Genomic DNA, 24,714 nt, shown 5'->3' with positions numbered 1-24,714 from the left:
GCCGGTATCAGTCAGGGCCCGTAACAACCAGGAATTCCGATGACCAGGAAGTTCGACGGCGACACGCTGGTGGTCGCCAGCCACAACAAGGGCAAGGTGCGCGAGATAGCGGCGCTGCTCGGCCCCTACGTGGCCCGGTTCCGCTCGGCGGCGGAACTCGACCTGCCCGAGCCGGAGGAGACCGGCGACAGCTTCATCGCCAACGCCGAGCTGAAGGCCAGGGCCGCCGCCACCGCCAGCGGGCTGATCGCGCTGTCCGACGACAGCGGGCTGGTGGTGCCCGCGATCGGCGGGCAGCCGGGCATCTATTCCGCGCGCTGGGCCGGGCCGGGAAAGGATTTCGCCGTCGCCATGGAGCGGGTCCGGCGCGAGCTTGGGGACGGCGACCGCGCGGCCTATTTCGTCAGCGCGCTGACGCTGGCCTGGCCCGACGGGCATTGCGAGTCGGTCGAGGGCCGGGTCTACGGCACGCTGGCCTGGCCGCCGCGCGGGACGAACGGCTTCGGCTACGACCCGATGTTCGTGCCCGACGGGTACGACGTCACCTTCGGCGAGTTGGACCCGGAGGAGAAGCACCGGATCAGCCACCGCGCCGACGCCTTCCGCCAGCTGGTGGAGCGGTGCTTCGGTTGAGGAATCCGGAAATGAGTTCCCGGGACGGGTCGGAACCCGGTTTCGGCATCTATGTGCATTGGCCGTTCTGCCTGGCCAAGTGCCCCTACTGCGACTTCAACAGCCATGTCCGGGACGGGGTGGACCATATCAGCTGGCGGGCGGCGCTGCTGCGGGAGCTGGACCACTATGCCGACCTGACGGCGGGCCGGACGGTGACCTCGATCTTCTTCGGCGGCGGCACGCCGTCGCTGATGGAGCCGGCCACCGTCGCCGCCGTGATCGAGCGGGTGCGAGCGCGCTGGAACACCGCTCCCGGCCTGGAGATCAGCCTGGAGGCCAACCCGACCTCGGTCGAGGCGACCCGCTTCGAGGGATTCCGGGCGGCCGGGGTCAACCGGGTGTCGCTGGGCATCCAGGCGCTCGACGACGAGTCGCTGAGGTTCCTGGGCCGCGCCCACAGCGCGTCGGAGGCGCTGGGCGCCATCGGCCTCGCCGCGCGCCACTTCGACCGCTTCTCGTTCGACCTGATCTATGCCCGCCCGAACCAGTCGGTCGCGGCCTGGGAGGCGGAGCTGCGCCGGGCGCTGGACCATGCGGTCGGGCACCTGTCGGTCTATCAGCTGACGATCGAGGAAGGGACGCGCTTCCACACCCTTTACAACCGCGGCGCCTTCGCCCTGCCCGACGACGAGCTGGCCGGCGACCTGTACGAGGCGACGCAGGCGCTGCTGGAAGGCGCCGGCCTGCCGGCCTACGAGATCTCCAACCATGCCCGGCCGGGCGAGGAATCGCGCCATAACCTGACCTATTGGCGCTACGGCGATTATGTCGGCGTCGGCCCCGGCGCCCATGGCCGGCTGACCCTGGACGGCACCAAATACGCGACCCGCGCCCACCGCGCGCCGGAGGCCTGGCTGGACCTGGTGGACCGCAACGGCCATGGAGGCCACGCGACCGAGGAGGTGGCGCCGGGGGAGCGGCTGGTCGAGATGCTGATGATGGGGCTCCGCCTGACCGAGGGGGTTCCGCTCGCCCGTCTCCGGGAGGAGACCGGCCTGACGGCGGAGCGGGCGCTGGACCCCGCCGGCCTGGAGCGGATGGTGGCTGGCGGCTTCGCCGAGCTCACGCCGACCCGCCTGCGCGCCACCCCGTCGGGCCGCCAGCGCCTGAACGCCCTGCTCGCCCGGCTGCTGCCCGCCTGATCCCTGGAGCGGTACCTGATCGGGTTGAACCGCTCCGGTCCTCGCAGCCGGCCGTTCCACTCGCCGCCCTGTGTTGCGCCATGGGCGCAACCTACGGCTCGATGCAGGGCGGAGGTGATGCTGGCCGACCATCGTAGGTTGCGTCCATGGCGCAACACACCGCGCCAAATGGAACAGCGGTCGGAATCCGCTCTAGAACCCCAGGGCCTGGAAGCTGCTGGGCGCCGGGTCGATCACGCGGTTGCCGTTGGGCGTCACCTCCATCACCGCGAGGCCGCGGTCGACCAGGCCGTCGGGGCGCAGGCGGAAGATGCCGTCAACCCCGGCGAAGCCGTTGGGATTGGTCAGGGCCATCATGTCGAAGGGGGCCGGGCCGCCGTTGCGGGCCAGCACCGCGGCGAGCGCCGCCGCGTCGTAGGCCAGCGTGGCGAGGCGCGGCGGGCGGCGGCCGTAGATCGATTCGAACCGCTGCTCGAAGTCGCGCCGTGCCGCTGGATCGGGGGCGGCGTACCAGCCGCCGACCAGCGCCGGCTCGCTGCCCAGGGTGGGATCGTCCCACATCCCGGTGCCCAGCAGCCTGACCTGCGCCGGGTCGATCTGGAAGGCCGGCAGCAGCGACGCGACGCTGCGCAGCTTGGGGCCGCCCTCCGCCAGCATGACGGCATCCAGGCTTCCCGGGCCGCCGGACGCCAGCGACTGGACCGCCGGCGACAGGTCGGTGGCGGCCGGATCGTAGCGTTCGGTGCGGACGACCCGGGCGCCGAAATCCAACGCCGCGGCGTTGAGCGCGGTGCTGACGGCATCGCCATAGGCGTCGCGCGGGGCCAGCGAGCCGATCCGGCCGATGCCCTGCGACCGGGCGTAGGAGACCACGCGGCGGACCTGGTTGTCGGGCGAGAAGCCGATCGTCCAGGCGCCGCTGCCCGCCTGGCTCATATTGTTCGAGAACGAGATCATGCCGAGGCCGGCGCCCTGCACCGCCGGCCGCACCGCCCCCACCGAGGACGAATAGAGCGGCCCCAGGATGAGCTGGGCGCCTTCCGCGATGGCGTCGCGGGCGGCCTCGCTGGCGCCGCCGGGCGTGCCCTTGGTGTCGCGCGGGATCAGCTGGAAGCTGTCGTCGCCCAGGTCGAACAGCGCCATCTGCGCCGCTTCGAGCATGCCCTGGCCGAGCTCCGCCGCGTTGCCGGTCAGCGGCACCAGCAGCGCCACCTTCACCGTGCGGTCCACCGGAGCGACCGGCTCCAGCGGTTCGGCGGTGATCGGCGCTTGCTGCGCTTGCACCTGCGGTGGTTCAGGTCCTACGGTGGGCGCACAGGCGGCCAGGGCCAGCAGGCCGGCCGCCAGCCATACCGGCTTCAGGATATCTGGAAAAGTCGCCAAACGTGTCACCGACGGACTCCACTTCGATAGGGGCGGGCGAGAGCGTGGAAGGTAGCGGGACCGGCAGCCCAAGTAAACCGACCCCCGGCCTCTACCTCGTCGCCACTCCCATCGGCAACGCCGCAGACATAACGCTGCGGGCGCTGTCGGTGTTGCGCGCAGCCGACGCGATCGCCTGCGAGGACACCCGCGTCACCCGCAAGCTGCTGAACGCGCACGGCGTCGGCACGCCGATGATCTCCTACCACGAGCACAACGCCGCGAAGATGCGGCCGGTGCTGCTGGAAAGGCTGGGCGCCGGGGAGACCATCGCCCTGGTCTCCGACGCCGGGACGCCGCTGATCTCCGATCCCGGATACAAGCTGGTGCGCGACTGCGTCGCGGCCGGGCTGCCGGTGACCACCCTGCCCGGGGCCTGCGCGCCGGTGACGGCGCTGGTGCTGTCGGGCCTGCCGACCGACCGCTTCCTGTTCGCCGGGTTCCTGCCGCCCAAGTCGGCCGCGCGCCGCGCCGCCGCCCACGAGCTGGCGGGCGTCCGGGCGACGCTGGTCTTCTTCGAGAGCAAGGAGCGGCTGGCCGCGGCGCTGGCCGACCTGCACGCGGTGCTGGGCGACCGCGAGGCCGCCGTGGCGCGCGAGCTGACCAAGCTGTTCGAGGAGGTCCGGCGCGGCCGGCTGGCGGAGCTGGCGGCCCACTACGCCGAACACGGCCCGCCCAAGGGCGAGATCGTCGTCGTCGTCGGACCGCCGGAGGAAGGCGCCGGCGCCGCCGACGAGGCTTCGGTGGACAAGGCGCTGGCGGACGCGATGGAACGCATGAGCGTGCGCGACGCGGCGTCGGAGGTTGCGGCCCGGACCGGCTGGCCGCGCCGGCAGGTCTATGCCCGCGCCCTGGAGCTGTCCCGCAACGGTCCCGCGGAACCGCCCCCCGAGGGAGAGGACGATGGCGGCTGATCCTGCGAGAAGCGCCAAGAGCGGGGCGCGGCTGGCCGCGTGGCGCCGCGGCCGCTGGTCGGAGGCGCTGTGCCGCCTGGCGCTGCGGCTGAAGGGCTATCGCATCCTGGCGCGCGGCTGGCGCTGCCCCCAGGGCGAGATCGACATCGTCGCCCGGCGCGGCGGCACCGTCGCCATCGTCGAGGTCAAGGCCCGCGGATCCCTGTATGCCGCGGGCTCCGCCGTCACGCCGCGCCAGCGCAGGAGGCTGGAGCGCGCCGCCCTGGCCTTCGTCGCCCGCAATCCCGGCCTCAACGGGCTGGCGATCCGCTTCGACGTGATGATGGTCGTTCCCGGCCGGTGGCCGCGCCACGTGGCCGACGCCTGGCGGGAAGGCGCATGAGGGCGGTCCGGCGCCGGGAAGCCGGCTGGTGGGTTGTTCCCTCGCATGGTTTATGCTCTATGTCCGGCCGGGCCGCCGCCTCCGCCAAGGCCGCGGCCGTCGCACGCCCTTCCCGGACGCCATGAGAAGAAGAGCCGTGATCAGCCGACTGGAAGCCAAGGACGTCCTGCGCCGCGTCGGGACCCAACCGGATGAGGACATCGACCTGGCCGAGGCGGCGCTCGCCCTGGCCGCCCTGGAACAGCCCGAAGCGGAGCTGGACCGATACCGCGATCACCTGTCCCTGCTCGCCCGCGAGGTCGCGGAGCTGAACCCGCCCGAGGAGGACAGCCTGGAGGCGCGGGTCGCCGCCCTTCAGGACGTGCTGGTCGCCCGGCACGGCTACGAGGGCGACACGCTGACCTATGACGACATCCAGAACGCCAACATGATGCGGGTGATCGACCGGAAGAAGGGATTGCCGGTGGCGCTCGGCATCCTGTTCATCCAGTCCGCCCGCGCCCAGGGCTGGAGCATCTTCGGCCTGAACTTCCCCGGCCATTTCCTGGTCCGGCTGGAATATGCGGGCGAGCGGATCATCATCGACCCGTTCAACCAGGGCCAGGCCCGCAGCGTCATGGAACTGCGCGACCTGCTGAAGATCGCCGCCGGGGCCGACGCCGAGCTGACCCCGGAATATTACGCGACGGTCGGCAACCGGGACATCCTGCTTCGCCTGCAGAACAACCTGAAGCTTCGGTTCCTGAAGGCCGACCGGGTGGACAAGGCGGTCGAGGTGCTGGACGGCATGCTGCTGTTCGCCCCCGGCGAGGCGACGCTGTGGCGCGAGTCCGGCCTGCTGAACGCCCATGTCGGCAACCTGGCCGCCGCCGTCAACGCCCTGGAGACCTTCATGGAGCTGGGCGGCAACGACTTGCTCCGCCACCAGACCGCGCTGCTGATCCAGCAGCTCAAGACCCGCCTGAACTGACCCGATCCCAGAGAAACGATCCGCCGCGGAGCCCCCGATGAGTCTCGCCGTCGCCATCCAGATGGACCCGATCGAAGGCATCAACATCGATGCCGACAGCAGCTTCATGATGGCCCTGGAGGCGCAGCGCCGCGGCCATGCGCTGTTCCATTACCTGCCGCAGCATCTCAGCTTCCGCCAGGGCCGCCTGTACGCGCGCGTACGCCCCCTGGAGGTCCGGCGGGAGTACGGCAACCACTTCACCGTCGGCGGGGAGCAGGTGATCGACCTGGCGACCATGGACGTGGTGCTGATGCGCCAGGACCCGCCGTTCGACATGGCCTACATCACCGCGACCCACCTGCTGGAGCATATCCAGGCCGACACGCTGGTGATCAACGACCCGGTCCATGTGCGGAACGCGCCGGAGAAGCTGTTCGTCACCCATTTCCCCGACCTGATGCCGCCGACCCTGATCACCAGCGACAAGGCGGAGATCCTGTCGTTCCGCGCGGAGTTCAAGGACATCATCGTCAAGCCGTTGTTCGGCAACGGCGGGGCCGGCGTCTTCCACCTGAAGCCGGACGACGAGAACCTGGGCTCGCTTCTGGAGATGTTCACCCAGCTCTACCGGGAGCCGGTGATCGTCCAGAAGTACCTGCCGGAGATCCGCGAGGGCGACAAGCGGATCATCCTGATCGACGGCGAACCCGGCGGCGCGGTCAGCCGCATCCCCGTCACGGGGGAGGCGCGGGCGAACTTCCACGCCGGCGGCAGCGCCCGGCAGACGGTGCTGACCACCCGCGAGCGCGACATCTGCGCCGCCATCGGGCCGACGCTGAGGGAGAAGGGGCTGGTCTTCGTCGGGATCGACGTGATCGGCGACTACCTGACCGAGATCAACGTCACGTCGCCGACCGGCATCCAGGAGATCAACCGCCTGGACGGCGTCCAGCTGGAGGTCGGGCTGTGGGACGCGATCGAGACCCGCCACCACGAACGGCACGCGGGCAGGCCGGTCTGATCGTCCCGTCAAGGCTCGCCGACGAAGTTCCGGTACTTGTCGGCGAGGGCCGCCACGGCGGCGTCGTACAGCCGCTTGCCGTGCTCCGGCCGGGACAGCCCGGGGTTGGAGCCGATCCGGCCGTCGGGGAAGCGGCGGCGGTAGTCGCGGGCGTCGTAGAACTGGCTGCTGGGCGCCACCGGCGGATCGAGCGGCGCTTCCTTGATATGGTCCGGATAGAGATACTGCATCACGGACACCTCGCTGGGGGTCGCGTGGCTGCCCTCGGACGAGCCGAACAGCTCCTTGCTGAGGCCGTAGACTCCCTCGTTCTCCCACCAGCTGATCACCCGGCAGCGCACCTCCGGGGCCGAGGCGCCCCGGGCCGCCCGGAGCTCGGCATAGACCTCGTTGAAGGCGGCGCGCACGGTCGCGATGTTGCCGCCATGGCCGTTGATGAACAGGAAGCGCTCGAACCCGTGCTCGGCCAGGGCCGTGACGTAGTCCCGGATAACCAGGACCAGCGTCGAGGGCCGCAAGGTCATGGTGCCGGGGAACTCCATGTGGTGGACGGCCATGCCGACCCCGATCGTCGGCCCGACCAGCGCCCCGGCAGCGGCGCCGACGCCCAGCGCGATCTCCTCCGCGCAGAGGGCGTCGGTGCCGATCAGGCCGTTGGGACCGTGCTGTTCCGTCGAGCCGATGGGGATGATGATCCCCTTCGACGTCTTCAGGTAGGTCTCGACCTCGGGCCAGGTGCTGAGTTGAAGGCGCATCTTTGATCCAGACTGTTCTTCGGGTCAGGTTTGGCGAAGGGTCAGGGCTATACCGGGATCGCTCTGGAGCGAGCCGGCCAGCGACCAGCGCCCGGCGCGGAACTGGAACGTGTCGAACCGGGCGGTCGGCCGGCCGCTGCCGTGGAGCAGGACCAGCGTGTCGCCGTCGGTCCGCCAGCGCGCCTCGGTCGGGCGTCCGCCCGCGATCGACTGGTCCGGCATCAGGCGCAGGGTCGCGAGGATCTGGCCGGATGCATCCTCCAGCGCCCACTCGCCGGCGCTGAGATCCACCGGGATCGGCAGCGCGGCAGGGGCGGAAGCCGGCGGCGGGGGTGCCACCTCCCGGGCGGCGGGGCTGCGAAGGACATAATCCTGGCCGGGAGCGGATGGGTCGTCGCCCCGGATCGTCGCGGCGGCGCCTTCCGGCGCAAGAGCTGAAAAGCGGACTGAGGTGCGGCCGTCGGCGTCGTAGAAGCTCAGCACGCCGTTCTCGACCGACCAGAACCGCGCCCGGGGGTGGACGTCGCCGGCGATGCCGCCCTCGGGCGACAGGGTCACGAGGCCGAACGGCTCGCCGCCGGCCGGGCCGAAGGTCCAGGTGCTGCCCGACAGGTAATCCTGCTCCAGCGCGGCGCTTCCCGAGGCGGCCACCGGTGCCGCCGGCATGGGGGCCGGCTCCTGGAAGGTCGTGGAGATGGGGGCCGGAGCGGACTGCTCCCCCGCCCCGCCGACGACGCGCAGGCTGCTGACCGGAACCGTGCCGTACTGGCTGGTGAAGGTCACGGTCCAGCCGTTCCCCTGCTGCTGCGACACGCCGGAGATCATGTGGTCGCCGGTATCGTACACCGTCACCGTCCCGGCGATATCGACCGCCAGGCGGTTGGCGTGGCCGAAATAGGCGTAGCGGATGTCGTTCTGGCCGCCGCTGGAATTGGGCTGCCCCAGCTCGGCCGGCCACCAGGAACCGGAGTTCCAGCCGCCGAACGATCCGGACAGGCTCGATGAGGGCTGGGAGAATTGGGACTGGGATTGGGCCGGCATCGGTTCCCACAGCCATCCCTGGTCGTTGGCCAGGAGGTTGGACAGCTCGACGCAGACATTATCGACCCGGGCCTTCAGCGCGTTGTTGAACAGGTCGCTGACCATGGTCATGCCGCCCATCATCCACTGGCCCGAGCCGCCGAAGTCGGGATGGTTGAACTGGGCCATGGTGCCGCCGCCGCGCACCAGCGCGTCCAGCATGGTCATCGCGCCGTCGGTGCTGATGCCGTGGCGCCGGGCGATCTCGGCGATCCTCGCCTGCCCTTCCGAAGTCAAGTTCCGCATCGCCAGCCTGCCATCCCCGAATGTCGTCAGATCGGCCGGTCCGCCGTCCCGGACCGGTATCGTCGCCTCTTACCACGCTGCCCAGTTCCGACAAATCCGATTCGTCCCGCGGAGACGGTCGCATACGGGGATTGAAGGCGCGGCGGGCGGATATGTTGCCTGCCCGGCAAGCCTGCGGCAATCCGACCGGAGGAGAGTGCCGCCCGAATCCCGTGACGATGCTGGCAAGGTGCGCGCCGACCCCATACAGTCGCGTGCATCGGCAGGCGGAGGGCGTCACGTTGGTTGCGCGGGTCAATACGGTTGCGTTCCAGGGCATCGAGGTGCTGAACATCGACGTCCAGGTCCAGGTCTCCGGCGGGGTGGTCGCCTTCACCGTCGTGGGCCTGCCGGACAAGGCGGTCGGCGAGAGCCGGGAACGGGTGCGCGGCGCCTTCCAGGCGCTGGGCCTGTCGCTTCCGCCCAAGCGCATCACCGTCAACATGGCGCCGGCCGACGTGCAGAAGGAGGGCAGCCACTACGACCTGCCGATCGCGCTGGGGCTGCTGGCCGCCATGGGCGTCCTGCCGGTGGAGGAGATCGCCGGATACACGGCACTGGGCGAACTGGCGCTCGACGGCAGCCTGACCGCCGTCGCGGGCGTGCTGCCGGCAGCCCTCGGGGCGCTCCAGCAGGAACGCGGCCTGATCTGCCCCGCCGCCTGCGGCAGCGAGGCGGCCTGGGCCAAGGGTCTGGAAGTGCTGGCGGCGCCGTCCCTGCTGTCGCTGATCAACCACTTCAAGGGAACCCAGGTGCTGGCCCCGCCGCGCCCGCACATGGAGGAGATCTCCACCAGCATGCGCGACCTGCGCGACGTGAAGGGCCAGGAGACCGCCAAGCGCGCCCTGGAAGTGGCGGCGTCGGGGAACCACAACCTGCTGATGGTCGGCCCGCCGGGATCGGGCAAGTCGATGCTGGCTTCCTGCCTGCCCGGCATCCTGCCGCCGCTGGAACCGAGGGAGGCGCTGGAGGTCTCGATGATCCACAGCGTCGCCGGGCATCTCCAGGGCGGCAGGATGCTGAGGAACAGGCAATTCCGGGAACCGCACCAGGGGACCAGCCTGCCGGCCCTGGTGGGCGGCGGCTCGCGCGCCAAGCCGGGGGAGATCAGCCTGGCGCACAAGGGCGTGCTGTTCCTGGACGAGCTGCCGGAGTTTCCCCGGCAGGTGCTGGAGGCGCTGCGCCAGCCGCTGGAGACCGGACGGGTCACCATCGCGCGGGCGAACAGCCACGTGACGTATCCCGCGCGGTTCCAGTTGATCGCGGCGATGAACCCGTGCCGCTGCGGCTATCTGGACGACCCGTCGCGGGCCTGCTCGCAGGCGCCGAAATGCGGCATCCAGTACCAGAGCCGGATCAGCGGTCCCCTGTTCGACCGGATCGACTGCCACGTGGACGTGCCCCCGGTCAGCGCCGCGGACCTCAGCCTGCCGCCCCCGGCGGAGGGCAGCGCCGAGGTGGCCGCCCGGGTGGCGGCCGCCCGCGCTGTCCAGGCGGAGCGGTTCCACGTTCCGGGCGGGGAGGACACCGGGCCGAAGACCAATGCCGAGGCGGACGGCGAACTGCTGGAGAAGGTGGCGAGCCCCGACCAGCCCGGCCGCGCCCTGCTGACCGAGGCCGCCGAGCGCATGCGCCTGTCCGCGCGGGGCTATCACCGCGTCCTGCGCGTCGCCCGCACCCTGGCCGACATGGAAGCAAGCACGCCCGTGCGCCGCCTGCACATCGCGGAGGCGCTCAGCTACCGGCGGATCGTCCCGGGGCGGTAGGGTTTCCCGTAACCGCCGTTGCGGCCAGGTTCATGAATGTATATACATGGTGTAGAGATGCGATGGACGCCGAATACGAGTGGGACGGCCACAAGAACCTGAGCAACCAGCGGAAGCATAAGGTGGGTTTCGATGTGGCGCTCCTGATTTGGGACGGCTTCGTCTATGAGGGGCCCGATCGCCGTGCCGACCGCGGCGAGGAGCGGATCTGCGCGATCGGCGAAATCGAGGGCCGTGCGGTTTTCGTTGCCTATACATGGCGCAACGGCCGGCGCCGGATCATTTCGGCCAGGAAGGCGGACAGGGATGAGCAACGATCATACCGTCAGGCGCTCGCGCGCCGGTCTGAAGTCGGCGAAGGCTGATTGGAGAGGGTTCGATGCCTTGACCGACCGGGATATTGAGGCGGCGGTGCGCGACGACCCGGATGCGGCGCCGCTGGTCGACGAATCGTGGTTCGATCAGGCCCGATTCGTCGCTCCCCCCAGCAAGGCGGCTATCAATATCCGGCTCGACAAGGATGTGCTCGACTTCTTCAAGTCGGAAGGAGCGGGTTACCAGACACGGATGAATGCGGTTCTGCGGGCCTACATGGAACACGAGCGACGAAAAAGGCGGGCCTGACGGTCGAAAGCCGGTGCATGCGAACCGCGACGGAAGCTCAGCATTGCCGCGACCTTCCAGCACAAGCAGTATTCTCCCGGCGAGGTGATCTTCCGGAAGGGTGAAACCGGTACTTTCCTCTACTTGGCTGAGCACGAGGTACCGGCGCGCCGCGAAGGCGGAGATCATGAGGATGACGGCGTTCTTGCCCTTCGCAGGGTACGACCGGCGCACCGTCAAGTCGTCGAGCGGGTAGGCCACCTTGCCGCGCCGTCGCGGGTCCGGGAGGGATTGGGAATGCTCCAGATGAACGAGCGTCTTGCCCGGAGCGCCGGTCGCGTCCATCGTGCCACCCCGCCGCCGGATCGGTGGCCGCCGTCGGATTCGGAACGCTACCGAAATGTCAGGCGTTCCTTTTACCCGATCGCCCGGCCTCAGCATTCCGGTTTGCGACCGGGGATCGTTGCCATATTATGTGAAGATAGCGCCTTCCGGGTGCGGTCCGGTTGGTGATCGGGGAATATCGCGATGCGACCATCGCAGGTTCTGGACAAGCATCGACAGGGCATCCTGGATATCGCCCGCCGGCACGGCGTATCGAATGTACGGGTGTTCGGTTCGGTATCACGGCGTGATGACACAGAAGACAGCGATGTCGATCTTCTGGTCGAGCCGTCGGAAACCACGACGTTGCTGGATCTGGCGCGACTGAAGCGGGAGGCCGAGACCCTGACCGGCGTTCCGTTCGATGTGCGCACGCCACTGTCCCTGTCGCCGCGATTCCGCGCACGGGTGCTGCGGGAGGCGAGGCCGCTGTGACGGGGAATGGGTCCCGAGGGCGACGCCATCATCCTGAAACCTGCCTGGAAGACATGCTCGACGCCGTCCTGGCGATCTTGGAGTACACGGTCGGCATGAATGAGACCGGGTTCCGGCAGGACGGCAAGACCTGCGACGCGGTGCTGCGACGCCTCGAAGTCCTGGGCGAGGCGGCTGGGCGCTTGATGCGCGCCGGCGTGGAGCCGAATTCTCCGGCCGCAGCATTGCCGCTGCGAGAGATCTACGACATGCGAAACGCCTTGATCCATGGCTATGACGGCGTTGATCTCGGTGTCGTCTGGCAGACCGTGCAGCGGGACATTCCGGGCCTGCGGCAGGACCTGGAGAGGACGTTGGCAAGCATGGGTCATGGCTGAGGAGGTGCCGTCGCAACGACATGCCCAGGTTCAGGGCCGGCTGAAGCCAGGAAGGAACTGGTCGGCCGGCGCGTCTCTTTGTCATGGAGCGATCGTTCCCGACGGACCGGCTTGCGCGGTCGCGGGCGGTGCTGCACAGTCGCTGTGATGTCTAATCAGTCTCCGAACCGCGACGGACGCTCCCCATGGCCGCGACCTTCCAGCACAAGCAGTATTCTCCCGGCGAGGTGATCTTCCGGAAGGGTGAAACCGGTACCTTCCTCTACCTGGTCGAGCGCGGGTCCGTGATCATCTGGGTCGGTGACGAGGCCGACAAGAAGATCATCGGCGAGGTCGAGACCGGCGGGCTGTTCGGCGAGATGGCGATCCTGGACCGCCAGCCGCGCATGGCGAACGCGAGCGCCGCGGGCGAGACCCAGTTGCTGGAGATGCCGGCCAGCGTGCTGCGGCAGGCGATCAACCGGGCCGACCCGCTGGTGGTGCAGCTGATCAACGTGCTGATCAACAATCTGCGCCGGTCGGCGAAGGACTCCGAACCGCAGGTCTGAGGGTGGGCGGACCCGGTCAGGCCGACGTGGTGTTCAGGCTGTCGTCGGTGCCCGTATTGCCGGGGGCGCCGCTGGTCGGCGGGTCCGAGGGATGGTCGGCCGGGGCCTTGCGGTTGGGGTCCTGGTTCTCGCCCGCCGGGTTCTGCCGCGTCTGGTCCTTGTCTTTTTCGGTCGTCATGTCATAGGTCTCCGGTTGCTCGAGGTTAGAACCGGGCCGCGTCGCCGCCGGTTCCCGCCGCGCTTCCGCTGAATGTTCTTCCGGAGAAGGATCCATGGTCGCCGCTTCCCTGCTCGCCGCGTTCTGGGCGGCCTTCGTGCTAGCCCTGGTCAGCCCCGGGCCGAACTTCGCCGTGCTGCTGGGGACGGCGCTGCAACGGGGACGCGCCGCCGCGGTCAAGGTCGCGTTCGGGATGGCAATCGGCGAGGCGGTCTGGGGATTCGCGGCCGTGTTCGGCGTGGCCCTGCTGGCGGCCAGGCATCCCTGGATCGGCACCGGCCTGCGGGTCGGCGGCGGGATGTTCCTGCTCTACCTGGCGTTCCTGTCGATCCGTGCGGCACTTCGCCGCACCGAACCGGAGGCGGGACCGGCGGGGGAGCCGGCGCCGTCCCCCGCCGACGCCCGCGGCGGCGTCGCTCGTGGGTTCGGGCTGATGCTGCTGAACCCGAAGGCCGGCGTCTTCTGGGTTTCGCTGACCAGCGTGTTCCTGACGCCGGAGACGCCCGCCGCCATCGGGGTGATCGCGGTGGCGGGCGCCGTCCTGCTGTCGCTGGGCTGGCACACCATGCTGGCGGTGGCCCTGTCCGCCGACGCGGTCACCGCCGCGTACCGACGCCTGAGGCGGGGCCTGGAGGCGACCCTGGGCGTCGTCCTGGCGGGGCTGGGGCTGCGCCTGCTCGTCTCGAACTGACGCAACCCCCTTCCACTGCCCCTTCCCCTTCCCTGCTCCCTTACTCCGCCGGGGCCGGCGGTGCCGATCCTTGGACCGGCGCCGACTCCCGGCGCTTGCGGGCGAAGCTGCGCATCACCGTGTAGAACACGGGCGTGAAGATCAGCCCGAAGAAGGTGACGCCGAGCATGCCGTAGAACACCGCCGTGCCGAGCGACTGGCGCATCTCGGCACCGGCGCCCTGCGCGATCATCAGGGGCACGACGCCCAGGATGAACGCGAAGGAGGTCATCAGGATCGGCCGCAGGCGGGTGCGCGCCGCCTCCACCGCCGCGTCGAACCGGCTCATGCCCTCGTCCTCGGCCTGCTTGGCGAACTCCACGATCAGGATCGCGTTCTTGGCCGCAAGCCCGACCAGCACCACGAACCCGACCTGGGCCAGGATGTCGACAGACAGGCCCCGGATCAGCAGGCCGGTGACGGCGGCCAGCAGGCACATGGGCACGATCAGGATGACCGAGAAGGGCAGCGTCCAGCTCTCGTATTGGGCGGCCAGCAGCAGGAAGACGAACACCACCGACATGCCGAAGATCAGCAGCCCGCTGTCGCCGGCCCCCCGTTCCTGGTAGGCCAGCTCGGTCCACTCGTAGCCGAAGCCGTCGGGCAGCCGCTCCGCCGCGATCCGTTCCATGGCGTCCAGGCCGAAGCCGGTGGAATAGCCCGGCAGGGTGGCGCCCTGGACCTCCGTGGAGGGATAGAGATTGTAGCGGGTCACGCGGTACGGGCCGGTGGTGTCGCGCAGCTCGGCGACCGAGCCGATCGGCACCATCTCGCCCCGCTCGTTCCGGGTCTTCAGGTTGGCGATGTCGCGGGGGTCGTCGCGGAACGAGCCGTCGGCCTGGGCGGTCACCCGGTATGTGCGGCCCAGGAAGTTGAACTCGTTGACGAAGGTGGACCCCAGATAGACCTCCAGCGTCTCGAACACCCGGTCGGCCGAGACGCCGAGCATCTGGGCGCGCAGCCGGTCGATGTCGGCGAAGACCTTGGGCGTCGAGGTGTTGAACAGGGAGAAGACGCCGACCAGCCCCGGCGTGCCGTTGGCCGCCGCCACGATCTCCTGCGTCGCCTCCTCCAGGGAATCGAGGCCGCGGCCCCGCTTGTCCTGGACCATCATCTTGAAGCCGCCGGAATTGCCGATGCCGCGCACCGGCGGCGGCGGGATCGTGATGATGAAGGCGTCCTGGATGCCGGCGAGCCGGCCGAACAGCTCCTGCTGGAGCCGGTCGGCGGTCAGGCCCTTGGGCAGCCGCTCCTCGAACGGTTCCATGGCGGCGAAGATGGCGCCGGCGTTGGACGCGTTGGTGAAGGTGGCGCCGTCGAACCCGGCGAAGGGAACGGCGTGGTCGATGCCCTCCGTCTCCAGGATGATCTTCGTGGCCTCGCGGACCACGGCGTCGGTGCGGGCGAGCGAGGCCCCCGGCGGCAGCTGGATCACCGTGATCAGGTAGCCCTGGTCCTGGTTGGGGATGAAGCCGGTGGGCGCCCGGTCGAACTGCCACCAGGTGGCGGCGATCAGCAGGCCGTAGACCGGCAGAACCAGCAGCGGCAGCCGGACCAGCCGCCGGGTCATGCCGCCGTAGCCGCCGGCCAGCCCGTCGAACAGCCGGTTGAAGCCCCGGAAGAAGGCGTTGACCGGCCGCATCAGGGGCGAGGCCCGCTTGTGCTCCTCGTGCTCGTGCGGCTTGAACAGCAGGGCGCAGAGCGCCGGGCTGAGGGTCAGCGACACGAAGCAGGAGATCGCGGTCGCCGCCGCGATCGTCACGGCGAACTGGCGGAAGAACTGGCCGGAGATGCCGGAGACGAAGGCCGCCGGAATGAACACCGCCGTCAGCACCAGCGCGATCGCGATCAGGGCGCCGCCGACCTCGTCCATGGTGCGGTGCGCCGCCTCGCGCGGGGACATGCCCTGCCGAAGGTTGCGCTCGACGTTCTCCACCACGACGATCGCGTCGTCGACCACGATGCCGATCGCCAGCACCAGGCCGAACAGCGACAGGGTGTTGAGCGAGTATCCCAGCAGGGCCAGGACGGTGAAGGTGCCGACCAGCGACACCGGGATCGCCAGGATCGGGATGATCGAGGCTCGCCAGGTCTGGAGGAACAGGATCACGACGATGACGACCAGGACGACCGCCTCGAAGATGGTCTTGATCACCTCGTTGACCGACTCGGCGATGAACTCGGTCGGGTTGTAGACGATGTCGTACCGGAGGCCTTCGGGGAACGACCGGGACAGCTCGGCCATGGTCGCTTGCAGCCGCTCGGCGGTCTCCAGCGCGTTGGAGCCCGGCCGCTGGAAGATCAGCAGCGGAACGGCCACCCGCTCGTCCAGGTAGCCGTTGGTGCCGTAATCCTGGGCCGCCAGCTCGACCCGGCCGATGTCGCGCACGCGGGTGACCCGGCCGTCGGGATCGGTCCGCACCACGATGTTGGAGAACTGGCGGGGATCGACCAGCCGGCCCAGGGTCTCGATGTTGAGCTGGAAGGCGCCGGGCGTCGGCACCGGCGGCTGGTTGAGCACGCCGGACGCCACCTGGACGTTCTGCGAGCGCAGCGCAGCCACCACCTCGCCGGGAGTCAGGTTGCGGCTGGCGATCCGCTCCGGGTCGAGCCAGATGCGCATGGCGTAGTCGCGGGCGCCGAACACCTGGACGTCGCCGACGCCGTCCAGCCGGGCCAGCACGTCCCTGACCTGCAATGTCGCATAGTTGGAGATGTAGAGCTGGTCGCGGGACTCGTCGGGCGAGCTGAGATGGATGACCATCAGCATGTCGGGCGAGTTCTTGCGGACCGTCACGCCCAGCCGCCGGACCTCCTCCGGCAGGCGCGGCTCGGCCACGGCGACGCGGTTCTGGACCAGCACCTGGGCGGTGTCCAGGTCGGTGCCCAGCGCGAAGCTGATGGTCACCACCAGCCGCCCGTCGCCGGTCGACTGCGAGGACATGTAGAGCATGTTCTCGACGCCGTTGATCTCCTGCTCCAGGGGGGCGGCGACCGTGTCGGCGACGACCTCGGCGGAGGCGCCGGGATACGTGGCGTTGACCACGATGGTCGGCGGCGCGATCTCCGGGTACTGGGCGACCGGCAGGGTGAAATAGGCGAAGCCGCCGATCAGGGTGATCAGGATCGAGAGGACCGTCGCGAAGATCGGCCGCTCGATGAACAGGTGGGAGAGCTTCAAGGCCTCACCTCCGCCGCCTGGATCTCGCCGGGCTGGGGGGTCACCTTGGAGCCGGGCCGGGCGCGGACGATGCCGCTGATGATGACGCGGTCCTCGGGGTCCAGGCCGGACCGGATGATCCGCAGCCCGTCCTCGATCGGGCCGGGACGGACCGGCTTGGGCACCACGGTGCCGTCCTCCGCCACGGTCAGCACGATCTTGTTGGACTGGTCGCTGACGATGGCGCTGTCGGGCAGCAGGGTGGCGGTATAGAGCTCCGATCCGGGCAGGCGCAGCCGGCCGAACTGGCCGGGGGTCAGCATCAGGTCGCGGTTCTCGAACACGGCGCGCGCCCGGATCGTGCCGGCGCCGCGGTCCACCTGGTTGTCGATGAAGTCGATGCGGCCGTTCAGCGGCCAGTCGCGCTCGTCGAACAGGCGGGCCTGAACCTGGACGCCGCCGTCGCGCTGCTGGGCCAGCAGGCCGCGGGCGGTGGCGCGCTGGTAGGCCAGGAAATCGCTCTCGCTCATGTCGAAGTCGAAATAGATCGGGTCGAGCGAGACGATGGTGGTCAGCAGGGACGGCGTCCCGCCGGAGCCGCCGGCGATCAGGTTGCCGACGCTGACCTCCCGCTTGCTGATCCGGCCGCTGGACGGCGCCGTGATACGGGTGAATTCCAGGTCCAGTTCGGCGGTCCGCACGGCGGCCTTGGCCACCTCGATGCCGGCGGTGGCGACCCGGGCCTCCTGGATGCGCTCGTCATAGACGCTGCCCGACAGCACGTCGCGCTGGCGGAGCGACGCGGCGCGGGCGAGTTGCTGGTTGGCGAGGTCGAGCCGGGCGTTGGCCTGGGCGAGCTGGGCCTTGGCGGAGGCCACCGCGGCCTCGAACGGCCGGGGATCGATCACGAAGAGCAGGTCGCCCTTCCGGACGAGCTGGCCGTCCCGGAAATGCACCGATTCGAGATAGCCGCTGACGCGGGCGCGGATCTCCACGAAATCGACGGCGGAGAACTGGCCCGTGAACTCGTCCCACTCGATCAGGTCGCGGCGCAGCGGCTTGGCGACGGTGACCGGCGGCGGAGGCGTCGCCGCCGTCTGCGCCTGGGCGGGATGGGAAACGCCGAGATAGCCATAGGCGCCGCCCGCGACGGCCAGGGCGAGGACCGCCCCGGCGAGCCAGACGGCGCGGGAACCGGGACGGCGGATAGTGTCTCCAGTCATAGTCTGCTCCCTCCTGCGCGGGCCGGCCCCTCGTTCTTCGGAATATTCTTCGGGAATGCCGGTTTGCGGCCCGCACAACCTTCAAGTGCGTTGCAGTAAGCAGTGCTGTCAGGAATCAGAGAATCCCGGTGAGCCGGCGGCACGGGAAATGCCGAGACCGCCGGAGCGGGTTGGACGCCGAATAAACGCGACTGTGGACTGTTCCGCTGTGCGCGGTATCACATGGGAGCCCTCGGAAAGCTTCCGAATTGCCACATTGCCCATACGGTTATTTGCTCTACCCAGCTCAGTTCTTAACGACTGGGCGTTCAGACTACCGAGTTTTCAAGACAGATTTTCGACGAATGTATTCCCTCCCGGAGCAGGCGGGGCCGGCGACCCTATGACTTTCGGCAGCAGGCATCGCGGCGGGATATTTCGGAGATCTTCTCTGCTAATATGCCACCTATCCGGCCCCCGCGCCCAGAGGCGCGGAATCGCCCAAGAATAGACGAAAATGGGAGGAGCTTTTCCGATGTCACACCGGCAATTCGCCCTGTTCAGGCCGGCCCTGGCCGCCGCGGCCCTGGTGATCGGCGCGACCCTCGCGACCGTACCGGCCCGCGCCGAGATCAAGAGCCTGGAGATCATCGCCCCCGCCGCCCCGGGCGGAGGCTGGGACCAGCACGCCCGATCGATCCAGCAGGTGCTTCAGAACCAGAAGCTGGTCCCCAACGTCCAGGTCGTGAACGTCCCCGGCGCCGGCGGAACGATCGGACTGGCGCAGTTCGTGACGGGCCGGAAGCGGACGCCGACCTTGCTGGTCGGCGGCCAGATCATGCTGGGGGCGATCATCACCAACAAGTCGGCGGTGACGCTCGAGCAGGTGACCCCGCTGGCCCGCCTGACCGGCGAATATTCCGCGGTGGTGGTCCCGGCCGACAGCCCGCTGAAGTCGCTCGACGACCTGCTCGCCAAGCTGAAGGCCGAGCCCGGGTCGGTTTCCTGGGGCGGCGGGTCGGCCGGCGGCAGCGACCAGATCCTGGCCGGGCTGATCGCCAAGGAAGCCGGCGTCGAGCCGTCCAAGGTGAACTATGTGGCGACGGCCGGCGGCGGCGAGGTGCTGGCGGCCGTGCTGGGCGGGCACATCACCACGGCGGTCAGCGGCTACAACGAGTTCGCGCCGCAGATCCAGGCCGGCAAGCTGCGGGCGCTGGCGGTCTCGTCGCCCGAACGCCTGCCCGGCGTCGAGACGCCGACCCTGAAGGAGCAGGGCATCGGCCTGGAATTCGTCAACTGGCGCGGGATCTTCGCCCCCGGCAACCTGAAACCCGCGGAGCTGAAGGAATACGACGCGCTGATGACCAAGGTGACGTCCAGCGCCGAATGGAAGGACCTTGCCAAGCAGCGCGGCTGGATCGACCTGTACCTGCCCTCGGACAGGTTCGCCGAGTTCCTCAAGACCGAACGCGCCCAGATCGAGGGCACCCTGACCGACCTGGGCCTGGTCAAGTAGTCCCGGGAGGGCCGGCGGGGGGAGGCCGTTTCCCGCCGCCGGCCCCGCGAGGCCGCTCCGTCAGGTGTGTTGACAAAATACATCCGATAGCGGATGTATTGCGGCATTGCATCGATTGACCGGAGGATACGGCCATGCTTGGCATTCTGCGCACGCTGCTGCGCTGGTGGCGCGAGGCGGGGACGGCGGCGACGCTCCACCACCTGCCCGACCATGTGAAGAAGGACATCGGCTTGATGGCCGACGATCCCATTTCGACGCTCGAACGCATCCGAGGTCGGAAGATTTAAAGGCTTGCATCTATCCCGGGCTTCGGCGATAGATGCAAGCGTCCATCCGACGCACCGACACCCGAGGAGACGAACCATGCTCGCCATTCACCGAAGCACCCGCCAAAGCGGCTTCTACCGCCAGGCCACCGCCTCGATGAACGAGCCGGCCGGCATGTTCGCCGCGGCCGACGCAGTCTTCTTGGAATCCTCGAGATCTCCCGGGTGTGGTGATGCCGATCTACCTGACGCTGAAGCGCGGACCTAAGCTCTATGTGGAATATGCCCGGTGGGCCCGGTCCGGTACCCGGGCCGGCGCCTGGGTCGAGGTCCGGCGCGAGCGCGGCGAGCTTCTGCTCTGGCTGGGCCGCTGGCACGCGATCTACACGCCGGCGCGGTGGTCGCCGGGAACGTCTCGGGGGGTCCTGAATGGCCGGAGCCGTCCGACATGACGAGATCGCCTCGCTGATGCGGGTGCTGGAGGAGTTCCGCAAGCTCGATCCCGACCTGCCGATCCAGTATGCCCTGTCGTTCCTGACCCTGGCGGAGAACGAGGGCATCTCGATGCGGGAGCTGGCGGAACGCCTCGGCATCGCCCAGTCGTCGGCGTCGCGGAACGTCGCGGCGCTGAGCAAATGGCACAGCTTCGGCAAGCCGGGGCTCGACCTCGTCCAGGCGGAGGAGGACCCGCGCGAGCGGCGGCGCAAGATCATCTCCCTGACGCCCAAGGGCCATGCGCTGATCGCGACCCTTCGCGATCTCATGAACCGCGAGACGCGGCGCGCGAAGTCCGCGTGACCGTCATGGTGCTTGGAGCCCGCGTCGCGGCCGCGATCCTGATCCTGGCCTGCCTCTCCGGCGGGAGCGGACATGCGGCGTCCAAGCCGGAGCTGCGCAGCTTCACGGCGCCCGCGGCCCGCGACGACGACCGCCCGCGCCCGGACCGCGCACCCCTGGTCGGCGTCGAACAGCGGTTGCTTCCGCCGCCCGGAGCCTGGGATAATCCGCCCGGGATCGGCGACTCGGTCTTCGCGCTGGCCTGCTCCGCCGGCGAGGCGGCCGCCGTGGCGCCGTCGTCGAAGGTCCGCCCTTCGGCCCGCTGCCCCGACCCTTTCACCGTGATCGTCGAGCAACCCTGATCCCCGACCCCGATTTCGTGACCGCTCCCAGCCGAAAGCTTCCATCATGATCGACCTGGACCGCGTCAGCGGCCTGATCCGCCGGACGGCGGAAGAGAAGATCCTGCCCCGATTCCGCAACCTGGGCGCCGGCGACGTCGTCGAGAAGGGACCGGGCGACCCGGTCACGATCGCCGACACGGAAGCCGAGGAGATGCTGGCCGGCCTGCTGAGCGAAGCCTATCCCGACACGCTGGTGATCGGGGAGGAGCTGGTCTCCCGGAACCCGGCCGCCCTGGACGCGCTGCTGGGGGACAAGCCGGTCTGGGTGATCGACCCGGTCGACGGGACGCTCAATTTCTCCGAGGGGGTTCCGGTGTTCGGGACGATCCTGGCCTATGTGGCCGGCGGCGAGATCCGCGGCGGCTGGCTGCACGACCCGATCAACGACGTCACGGTCGCGGCGGTGCTGGGCGGCGGCGCCTGGTCGGGCGGGCGGCGCCTGGAGGCGGACCGGGCCACCCCGCTCTCCCGGGCGGTCGGTTCGGCCTACTGGACCGCGAAGGACTGGCGGGAGCCCGATCCGGTCCTGGCCGCCTCGGGCATCGTCGGGGAGATCCGCAACCACCGCTGCTCGGCGCTGGACTATATCGACCTGGCGCTGGGCAGGCGGCAGTTCGTACTGTCCCAGGGATCGAAGCCGTGGGACCACGCCGCGGGCGTGCTGGTCGCCCACGAGATCGGCGGCGCCGCGTCGTTCCTGGACGGCGCTCCCTACGACGTGATGCGCCTGGACGGCCGCGTGCTGGCGGCGGCTTCGCGGGAGTCGCTGGACGCCATCCGGGCGGTTTTCTGACCCCGTTCCGGAACGTCGGCGCGTGCCGTCGGCGTTCGCTTCGCGAAGGCCGACCTACGGCAAACGTACCGACCTACTCCTTCGGCAGCATGCGGCCGAGCCGCTTGCCGCCGAAGATGTGGACGTGCAGGTGGGGCACTTCCTGGTTGGCGTTCTCGCCGATGTTGGCGAGGATGCGGTAGCCGTCGCCGGCGAGTCCCTGGTCGCGGGCGACCTTGCCGACCGCCCGGACGAAGGCGGCGATCTCGGCGTCCGAGGCCTTCTCCGAGAAATCGTCGAAGGAGACGTACGGCCCCTTGGGGATCACCAGGATGTGGCTCGGCGCCAGCGGATTGATGTCGTGGAACGCCAGGGTATGCTCGTCCTCATGGACCTTCCTGGACGGGATCTCGCCGCGCAGGATCCGGGCGAACACGTTGTCGGGATCATAGGCCATCATTTGCCCCCGCTGCCTTGCTTGCGTGATTTCTTCTCGGCGATGCCGCTGATGCCTTCGCGGTCGGCCAGGATGCCGTAGACGGTCTCCGGCTTCACGCCCGTATCGGCCCACAGCACCATCAGGTGATAGAGCAGGTCGGCGGATTCCTCCGCCAGCTTCTGCTTGTCGCCGCGCATCGCCTCGATCACCGCCTCGACCGCCTCCTCGCCCAGCTTCTGGGCGATCTTGGGCGTGCCGCGGGAATAGAGCTTGGCGGTGTAGGAGGTCTCCGGGTCCTGTCCGCGGCGGGACCGAACCGTCTCGTACAGCCGGTCCAGCACGGCGGCGCCGATGCCCTGCCCGCTCATGCCGCGGCCTGCCCGGGCTTGGAGGTATCGCGGATGTCTATGCCGGCCTTCGCCATGTGCGCCTTGGCCTCGGAGATCGAGAAGATGCCGAAATGGAAGATCGAGGCGGCCAGCACCGCCGTCGCGTGGCCGTCCCGGATGCCCGCCACCAGATGGTCGAGCGTGCCGACGCCGCCGGAGGCGATGACGGGCACGCGTACGGCGTCGGCGACCGCGCGGGTCAGCTCGATGTCGAAGCCGGACTTGGTGCCGTCGCGGTCCATGGAGGTCAGCAGGATCTCGCCGGCGCCGTACTCCGCCATGCGGCGCGCCCAGTCCACCACGTCCAGGCCGGTCCGGTTCCGCCCGCCATGGGTGAAGACCTCCCACTTGCCGGGGCCGACCGACTTGGCGTCCACCGCCACCACGACGCACTGGGAACCGAACTTCTCCGCCGCCTCGCGGACGAAGTCGGGCCGGGAGACGGCGGCCGTGTTGATCGAGACCTTGTCGGCCCCGGCCAGCAGCAGCTTGCGGATGTCCTCCACCACGCGCACCCCGCCGCCGACGGTCAGCGGCATGAAGACCTGCTCGGCGGTGCGGCTGACCACGTCGTACAGGGTGTCGCGGGCCTCGACGCTGGCGGTGATGTCGAGGAAGGTCAGCTCGTCCGCCCCTTCGCGGTCATAGAGCCGGGCCTGCTCGACCGGGTCGCCGGCGTCGATCAGGTCCACGAAGTTCACCCCCTTGACCACCCGGCCGTCCTTGACGTCCAGGCAGGGGATCAGGCGCATCTTGAGCATTCAGGCCTCTTCCCCGGCAGCGTCGCGCTCGTTCTTCAGGGGGGACGACAGCAGGGCCAGCGCCTCGGCCGGATCGATGCGCCCATCATAGAGAGCCCGGCCGCAGATGACGCCCTCGATGCCGGTATGCTCGACCGTCTTGAGCGCTTCCAGGTCGGCCATGCTGGAGACGCCGCCCGAGGCGATCACCGGCGTGGTCAGCGCGAAGGCGAGGTCGGCGGTGGCCTCGACATTGACGCCGCCCATGGCGCCGTCGCGGTTGATGTCGGTGTAGATGATGGCCGACACGCCGGCGTCCTCGAACCGGAGCGCCAGGTCGAGCGCCTTGACCGTGGAGGTCTTGGCCCAGCCCTCCACCGCGACGAAGCCGTCGCGGGCGTCGATGCCGACCGCGACACGGGACGGGAAGCGCCGGCAGGCCTCGCGCACCAGCTCCGGGTCGCGCACGGCGACGGTGCCCAGGATCACCCGGGTGATGCCGCGCTCCAGCCAGTCCTCGATCGTCTTCAGGTCGCGGATGCCGCCGCCGAGCTGGACCGGCATGGAGACCGAGGACAGTACGCCCCCGACCGCGGCCGCGTTGACCGGACGGCCCTCGAAGGCGCCGTTGAGATCGACCAGGTGGAGCCACTCGAACCCCTGGTCGGCGAAGGTCTTCGCCTGGGCTCCGGGGTCGGTGTTGAAGACGGTCGCCTGGTCCATTTCGCCCCTGACGAGGCGGACGCAGGCACCATCCTTGAGGTCGATCGCTGGGTACAGAATCATGTCGGCGCTTCGGTAAGGGGCTGGGGGGACGGCAGGTCGGTGGAGGTCAGGTCCTTGTAGAAGAAATGGCCGGCGAGGTTCTGGCCGCGCACGTTGGCATAATGAGGATGGGTGCCCCAGCGCCTGAAGCCCAGCGTCTCGTACAGGGCGATCGCCGCCCGCTGGGTCTCCCGCACGTCCAGGTTCAGGACCCGGTAGCCGGCCTCGCGGGCCGCCATCTCGACCGCGCGGACCAGCATGCGGGCGAGGCCGTGGCCGCGCGCCCAGGGCGCCACGAAGGAGGTGGTCAGCTGGGCGGAATGGGCCTGCGCCTCGTTGTTGCGGGGCGGCGCCACGAGCTGGGCCGACCCCGCCACCACGCCGTCCAGGCGGGCGACGAAGAGGTGCCGCTCCGGCACGATCAGGACGCCCTTCCAGTACCGCTCCATCACGTCGCGGGGCGGCGGATCGACCCAGCCGAAGCCGCCGCCATCGCGGATCGCGAGGTCGGCGGCGTCGCACAGGTCGTGGAGATCCGCCGTGCGGAACTTCGAGACGCGCTCGACGGTCGCGGCGGTGGCCATCTCGCCCAT

At 69.5% G+C, this 24,714-nt stretch carries 30 protein-coding genes; 19 read left to right on the top strand and 11 right to left on the bottom strand.

Annotated elements, in window-relative coordinates:
- The first annotated feature begins 39 nt into the window (after window positions 1-39).
- Together rdgB and hemW are read left to right on the top strand one after the other, a co-directional pair.
- Window positions 40-633 (top strand): RdgB/HAM1 family non-canonical purine NTP pyrophosphatase, encoded by a 594-nt coding sequence (gene rdgB, locus IGS68_RS27045; RefSeq protein WP_201075950.1) that lies wholly within the window; start codon window positions 40-42, stop codon window positions 631-633.
- A gap of 11 nt (window positions 634-644) precedes the next feature.
- Window positions 645-1,817 carry a radical SAM family heme chaperone HemW gene (gene hemW / locus IGS68_RS27040; protein ID WP_201075949.1) on the top strand — a complete coding sequence of 391 codons (1,173 nt, stop codon included), beginning with the start codon at window positions 645-647 and terminating at the stop codon, window positions 1,815-1,817.
- Between the two features lie 192 nt (window positions 1,818-2,009).
- On the opposite strand, the gene IGS68_RS27035 is transcribed toward hemW, so the two are convergent.
- Window positions 2,010-3,209, bottom strand: coding sequence for a penicillin-binding protein activator (locus IGS68_RS27035; RefSeq protein ID WP_247881098.1), 1,200 nt, complete (start codon window positions 3,207-3,209; stop codon window positions 2,010-2,012).
- On the opposite strand from IGS68_RS27035, the gene rsmI reads away from it, so the two are divergent.
- The 4 genes from rsmI (at window position 3,203) to gshB (ending at window position 6,508) form a co-directional block, all read left to right on the top strand.
- Window positions 3,203-4,153, top strand: coding sequence for a 16S rRNA (cytidine(1402)-2'-O)-methyltransferase (gene rsmI, locus IGS68_RS27030; protein WP_371821862.1), 951 nt, complete (start codon window positions 3,203-3,205; stop codon window positions 4,151-4,153). The genes IGS68_RS27035 and rsmI overlap by 7 nt on opposite strands.
- Entirely contained in the window at window positions 4,143-4,535 is a 393-nt protein-coding gene (locus IGS68_RS27025; RefSeq protein ID WP_201075947.1) for a YraN family protein, read from the top strand. The genes rsmI and IGS68_RS27025 overlap by 11 nt, the downstream gene beginning before the upstream one ends.
- Before the next feature lie 136 nt (window positions 4,536-4,671).
- Window positions 4,672-5,505: a SirB1 family protein gene (locus tag IGS68_RS27020; protein WP_201075945.1), complete on the top strand. Its 834-nt coding sequence runs from the start codon at window positions 4,672-4,674 to the stop codon at window positions 5,503-5,505.
- 37 nt (window positions 5,506-5,542) lie between these two features.
- Entirely contained in the window at window positions 5,543-6,508 is a 966-nt protein-coding gene (gshB, locus tag IGS68_RS27015) for a glutathione synthase (protein WP_201075943.1), read from the top strand.
- An 8-nt stretch (window positions 6,509-6,516) separates the two neighbouring features.
- Here the strand turns inward: gshB and IGS68_RS27010 are convergent, their stop codons facing one another.
- Both IGS68_RS27010 and IGS68_RS27005 read right to left on the bottom strand, forming a co-directional pair.
- The gene (locus IGS68_RS27010) at window positions 6,517-7,263 is read right to left on the bottom strand and encodes a creatininase family protein (RefSeq protein ID WP_201075941.1); all 747 of its coding nucleotides are present in this window, start codon (window positions 7,261-7,263) and stop codon (window positions 6,517-6,519) included.
- A 24-nt stretch (window positions 7,264-7,287) separates the two neighbouring features.
- On the bottom strand, window positions 7,288-8,589 hold the full coding sequence (locus tag IGS68_RS27005; RefSeq protein WP_201075939.1) for a hypothetical protein: 1,302 nt from the start codon (window positions 8,587-8,589) through the stop codon (window positions 7,288-7,290).
- 281 nt (window positions 8,590-8,870) lie between these two features.
- Between IGS68_RS27005 and IGS68_RS27000 the strand changes: the two genes are divergently transcribed.
- The 6 genes from IGS68_RS27000 to IGS68_RS26975 all read left to right on the top strand — a co-directional run bounded on the left by IGS68_RS27000 (window position 8,871) and on the right by IGS68_RS26975 (window position 12,741).
- Window positions 8,871-10,394 (top strand): YifB family Mg chelatase-like AAA ATPase, encoded by a 1,524-nt coding sequence (locus IGS68_RS27000; protein WP_201075937.1) that lies wholly within the window; start codon window positions 8,871-8,873, stop codon window positions 10,392-10,394.
- Window positions 10,395-10,456: 62 nt separating this feature from the next.
- On the top strand, window positions 10,457-10,759 hold the full coding sequence (locus tag IGS68_RS26995; RefSeq protein ID WP_201075934.1) for a BrnT family toxin: 303 nt from the start codon (window positions 10,457-10,459) through the stop codon (window positions 10,757-10,759).
- Window positions 10,701-11,018, top strand: coding sequence for a BrnA antitoxin family protein (locus IGS68_RS26990; protein WP_201075932.1), 318 nt, complete (start codon window positions 10,701-10,703; stop codon window positions 11,016-11,018). The genes IGS68_RS26995 and IGS68_RS26990 overlap by 59 nt, the downstream gene beginning before the upstream one ends.
- A gap of 507 nt (window positions 11,019-11,525) precedes the next feature.
- On the top strand, window positions 11,526-11,816 hold the full coding sequence (locus IGS68_RS26985) for a nucleotidyltransferase family protein (RefSeq protein WP_201075931.1): 291 nt from the start codon (window positions 11,526-11,528) through the stop codon (window positions 11,814-11,816).
- Window positions 11,817-11,869: 53 nt separating this feature from the next.
- On the top strand, window positions 11,870-12,193 hold the full coding sequence (locus tag IGS68_RS26980) for a HepT-like ribonuclease domain-containing protein (protein ID WP_201075929.1): 324 nt from the start codon (window positions 11,870-11,872) through the stop codon (window positions 12,191-12,193).
- A gap of 185 nt (window positions 12,194-12,378) precedes the next feature.
- On the top strand, window positions 12,379-12,741 hold the full coding sequence (locus tag IGS68_RS26975; protein WP_201075927.1) for a cyclic nucleotide-binding domain-containing protein: 363 nt from the start codon (window positions 12,379-12,381) through the stop codon (window positions 12,739-12,741).
- 16 nt (window positions 12,742-12,757) lie between these two features.
- Here IGS68_RS26975 and IGS68_RS26970 read toward each other — a convergent pair whose 3' ends face one another.
- Complete coding sequence (locus tag IGS68_RS26970) at window positions 12,758-12,919, bottom strand: hypothetical protein (RefSeq protein WP_201075925.1); 162 nt, start codon at window positions 12,917-12,919, stop codon at window positions 12,758-12,760.
- A gap of 94 nt (window positions 12,920-13,013) precedes the next feature.
- Here IGS68_RS26970 and IGS68_RS26965 point away from each other — a divergent pair, with 94 nt between their 5' ends.
- Window positions 13,014-13,649 (top strand): LysE family transporter, encoded by a 636-nt coding sequence (locus tag IGS68_RS26965; RefSeq protein WP_201075923.1) that lies wholly within the window; start codon window positions 13,014-13,016, stop codon window positions 13,647-13,649.
- Window positions 13,650-13,689: 40 nt separating this feature from the next.
- On the opposite strand, the gene IGS68_RS26960 is transcribed toward IGS68_RS26965, so the two are convergent.
- Window positions 13,690-16,869: an efflux RND transporter permease subunit gene (locus IGS68_RS26960; RefSeq protein WP_201075920.1), complete on the bottom strand. Its 3,180-nt coding sequence runs from the start codon at window positions 16,867-16,869 to the stop codon at window positions 13,690-13,692.
- On the bottom strand, window positions 16,866-18,071 hold the full coding sequence (locus IGS68_RS26955) for an efflux RND transporter periplasmic adaptor subunit (protein ID WP_201075919.1): 1,206 nt from the start codon (window positions 18,069-18,071) through the stop codon (window positions 16,866-16,868). Before IGS68_RS26955 ends, IGS68_RS26960 begins: the two co-directional genes overlap by 4 nt.
- Window positions 18,072-18,585: 514 nt before the next feature.
- Between IGS68_RS26955 and IGS68_RS26950 the strand changes: the two genes are divergently transcribed.
- From IGS68_RS26950 to IGS68_RS26925, 6 genes are all read left to right on the top strand, one after another.
- Window positions 18,586-19,566, top strand: a complete 981-nt coding sequence (locus tag IGS68_RS26950; RefSeq protein WP_201075918.1) for a Bug family tripartite tricarboxylate transporter substrate binding protein — start codon at window positions 18,586-18,588, stop codon at window positions 19,564-19,566.
- Between the two features lie 134 nt (window positions 19,567-19,700).
- The gene (locus IGS68_RS26945; protein ID WP_201075916.1) at window positions 19,701-19,856 is read left to right on the top strand and encodes a hypothetical protein; all 156 of its coding nucleotides are present in this window, start codon (window positions 19,701-19,703) and stop codon (window positions 19,854-19,856) included.
- A 212-nt stretch (window positions 19,857-20,068) separates the two neighbouring features.
- Entirely contained in the window at window positions 20,069-20,287 is a 219-nt protein-coding gene (locus tag IGS68_RS26940; RefSeq protein WP_201075914.1) for a hypothetical protein, read from the top strand.
- Window positions 20,265-20,633 (top strand): MarR family winged helix-turn-helix transcriptional regulator, encoded by a 369-nt coding sequence (locus IGS68_RS26935; protein WP_158047776.1) that lies wholly within the window; start codon window positions 20,265-20,267, stop codon window positions 20,631-20,633. The genes IGS68_RS26940 and IGS68_RS26935 overlap by 23 nt, the downstream gene beginning before the upstream one ends.
- Window positions 20,630-20,974 (top strand): hypothetical protein, encoded by a 345-nt coding sequence (locus tag IGS68_RS26930; RefSeq protein WP_201075912.1) that lies wholly within the window; start codon window positions 20,630-20,632, stop codon window positions 20,972-20,974. Before IGS68_RS26935 ends, IGS68_RS26930 begins: the two co-directional genes overlap by 4 nt.
- Before the next feature lie 46 nt (window positions 20,975-21,020).
- Window positions 21,021-21,809, top strand: coding sequence for an inositol monophosphatase family protein (locus tag IGS68_RS26925; protein ID WP_201075910.1), 789 nt, complete (start codon window positions 21,021-21,023; stop codon window positions 21,807-21,809).
- 73 nt (window positions 21,810-21,882) lie between these two features.
- Here the strand turns inward: IGS68_RS26925 and IGS68_RS26920 are convergent, their stop codons facing one another.
- From IGS68_RS26920 to IGS68_RS26900, 5 genes are read right to left on the bottom strand one after another with little or no spacing between them, the layout of a single operon-like run.
- The gene (locus tag IGS68_RS26920) at window positions 21,883-22,245 is read right to left on the bottom strand and encodes a histidine triad nucleotide-binding protein (protein WP_201081703.1); all 363 of its coding nucleotides are present in this window, start codon (window positions 22,243-22,245) and stop codon (window positions 21,883-21,885) included.
- The gene (locus IGS68_RS26915) at window positions 22,245-22,595 is read right to left on the bottom strand and encodes a phosphoribosyl-ATP diphosphatase (protein WP_201075908.1); all 351 of its coding nucleotides are present in this window, start codon (window positions 22,593-22,595) and stop codon (window positions 22,245-22,247) included. The genes IGS68_RS26920 and IGS68_RS26915 overlap by 1 nt, the downstream gene beginning before the upstream one ends.
- Window positions 22,592-23,377, bottom strand: coding sequence for an imidazole glycerol phosphate synthase subunit HisF (gene hisF / locus IGS68_RS26910; RefSeq protein WP_201075906.1), 786 nt, complete (start codon window positions 23,375-23,377; stop codon window positions 22,592-22,594). Before hisF ends, IGS68_RS26915 begins: the two co-directional genes overlap by 4 nt.
- The gene (gene hisA / locus IGS68_RS26905; protein WP_201075904.1) at window positions 23,378-24,142 is read right to left on the bottom strand and encodes a 1-(5-phosphoribosyl)-5-[(5-phosphoribosylamino)methylideneamino]imidazole-4-carboxamide isomerase; all 765 of its coding nucleotides are present in this window, start codon (window positions 24,140-24,142) and stop codon (window positions 23,378-23,380) included.
- Entirely contained in the window at window positions 24,139-24,714 is a 576-nt protein-coding gene (locus IGS68_RS26900; protein ID WP_201075902.1) for a GNAT family N-acetyltransferase, read from the bottom strand. Before IGS68_RS26900 ends, hisA begins: the two co-directional genes overlap by 4 nt.

Origin of the sequence: Skermanella sp. TT6 (genome assembly GCF_016653635.2) — a bacterium.
In the GTDB taxonomy this organism is placed as follows: Bacteria; Pseudomonadota; Alphaproteobacteria; order Azospirillales; family Azospirillaceae; genus Skermanella; species Skermanella cutis.
The sequence above is the reverse complement of the archived record's forward strand: the minus strand, read 5'-3'. Positions and strand labels throughout refer to the sequence as shown.

Bases quoted from the DNA above. Each gene is read 5' to 3' on its own strand.
- IGS68_RS26975 (WP_201075927.1), top strand. From the start codon at position 12,379: ATGGCCGCGACCTTCCAGCACAAGCAGTATTCTCCCGGCGAGGTGATC.
- IGS68_RS26915 (WP_201075908.1), bottom strand. From the start codon at position 22,595: ATGAGCGGGCAGGGCATCGGCGCCGCCGTGCTGGACCGGCTGTACGAG.
- IGS68_RS27005 (WP_201075939.1), bottom strand. From the start codon at position 8,589: ATGCGGAACTTGACTTCGGAAGGGCAGGCGAGGATCGCCGAGATCGCC.
- hisF (WP_201075906.1), bottom strand. From the start codon at position 23,377: ATGCTCAAGATGCGCCTGATCCCCTGCCTGGACGTCAAGGACGGCCGG.
- IGS68_RS27010 (WP_201075941.1), bottom strand. From the start codon at position 7,263: ATGCGCCTTCAACTCAGCACCTGGCCCGAGGTCGAGACCTACCTGAAG.
- IGS68_RS26950 (WP_201075918.1), top strand. From the start codon at position 18,586: ATGTCACACCGGCAATTCGCCCTGTTCAGGCCGGCCCTGGCCGCCGCG.
- hemW (WP_201075949.1), top strand. From the start codon at position 645: ATGAGTTCCCGGGACGGGTCGGAACCCGGTTTCGGCATCTATGTGCAT.
- IGS68_RS26990 (WP_201075932.1), top strand. From the start codon at position 10,701: ATGAGCAACGATCATACCGTCAGGCGCTCGCGCGCCGGTCTGAAGTCG.
- IGS68_RS26935 (WP_158047776.1), top strand. From the start codon at position 20,265: ATGGCCGGAGCCGTCCGACATGACGAGATCGCCTCGCTGATGCGGGTG.
- IGS68_RS27025 (WP_201075947.1), top strand. From the start codon at position 4,143: ATGGCGGCTGATCCTGCGAGAAGCGCCAAGAGCGGGGCGCGGCTGGCC.
- gshB (WP_201075943.1), top strand. From the start codon at position 5,543: ATGAGTCTCGCCGTCGCCATCCAGATGGACCCGATCGAAGGCATCAAC.
- IGS68_RS26970 (WP_201075925.1), bottom strand. From the start codon at position 12,919: ATGACGACCGAAAAAGACAAGGACCAGACGCGGCAGAACCCGGCGGGC.
- IGS68_RS26925 (WP_201075910.1), top strand. From the start codon at position 21,021: ATGATCGACCTGGACCGCGTCAGCGGCCTGATCCGCCGGACGGCGGAA.
- IGS68_RS26955 (WP_201075919.1), bottom strand. From the start codon at position 18,071: ATGACTGGAGACACTATCCGCCGTCCCGGTTCCCGCGCCGTCTGGCTC.
- IGS68_RS26965 (WP_201075923.1), top strand. From the start codon at position 13,014: ATGGTCGCCGCTTCCCTGCTCGCCGCGTTCTGGGCGGCCTTCGTGCTA.
- IGS68_RS26920 (WP_201081703.1), bottom strand. From the start codon at position 22,245: ATGGCCTATGATCCCGACAACGTGTTCGCCCGGATCCTGCGCGGCGAG.
- IGS68_RS26985 (WP_201075931.1), top strand. From the start codon at position 11,526: ATGCGACCATCGCAGGTTCTGGACAAGCATCGACAGGGCATCCTGGAT.
- IGS68_RS26940 (WP_201075914.1), top strand. From the start codon at position 20,069: ATGCCGATCTACCTGACGCTGAAGCGCGGACCTAAGCTCTATGTGGAA.
- IGS68_RS26995 (WP_201075934.1), top strand. From the start codon at position 10,457: ATGGACGCCGAATACGAGTGGGACGGCCACAAGAACCTGAGCAACCAG.
- hisA (WP_201075904.1), bottom strand. From the start codon at position 24,142: ATGATTCTGTACCCAGCGATCGACCTCAAGGATGGTGCCTGCGTCCGC.
- IGS68_RS26980 (WP_201075929.1), top strand. From the start codon at position 11,870: ATGCTCGACGCCGTCCTGGCGATCTTGGAGTACACGGTCGGCATGAAT.
- IGS68_RS26945 (WP_201075916.1), top strand. From the start codon at position 19,701: ATGCTTGGCATTCTGCGCACGCTGCTGCGCTGGTGGCGCGAGGCGGGG.
- rdgB (WP_201075950.1), top strand. From the start codon at position 40: ATGACCAGGAAGTTCGACGGCGACACGCTGGTGGTCGCCAGCCACAAC.
- IGS68_RS26900 (WP_201075902.1), bottom strand. From the start codon at position 24,714: ATGGGCGAGATGGCCACCGCCGCGACCGTCGAGCGCGTCTCGAAGTTC.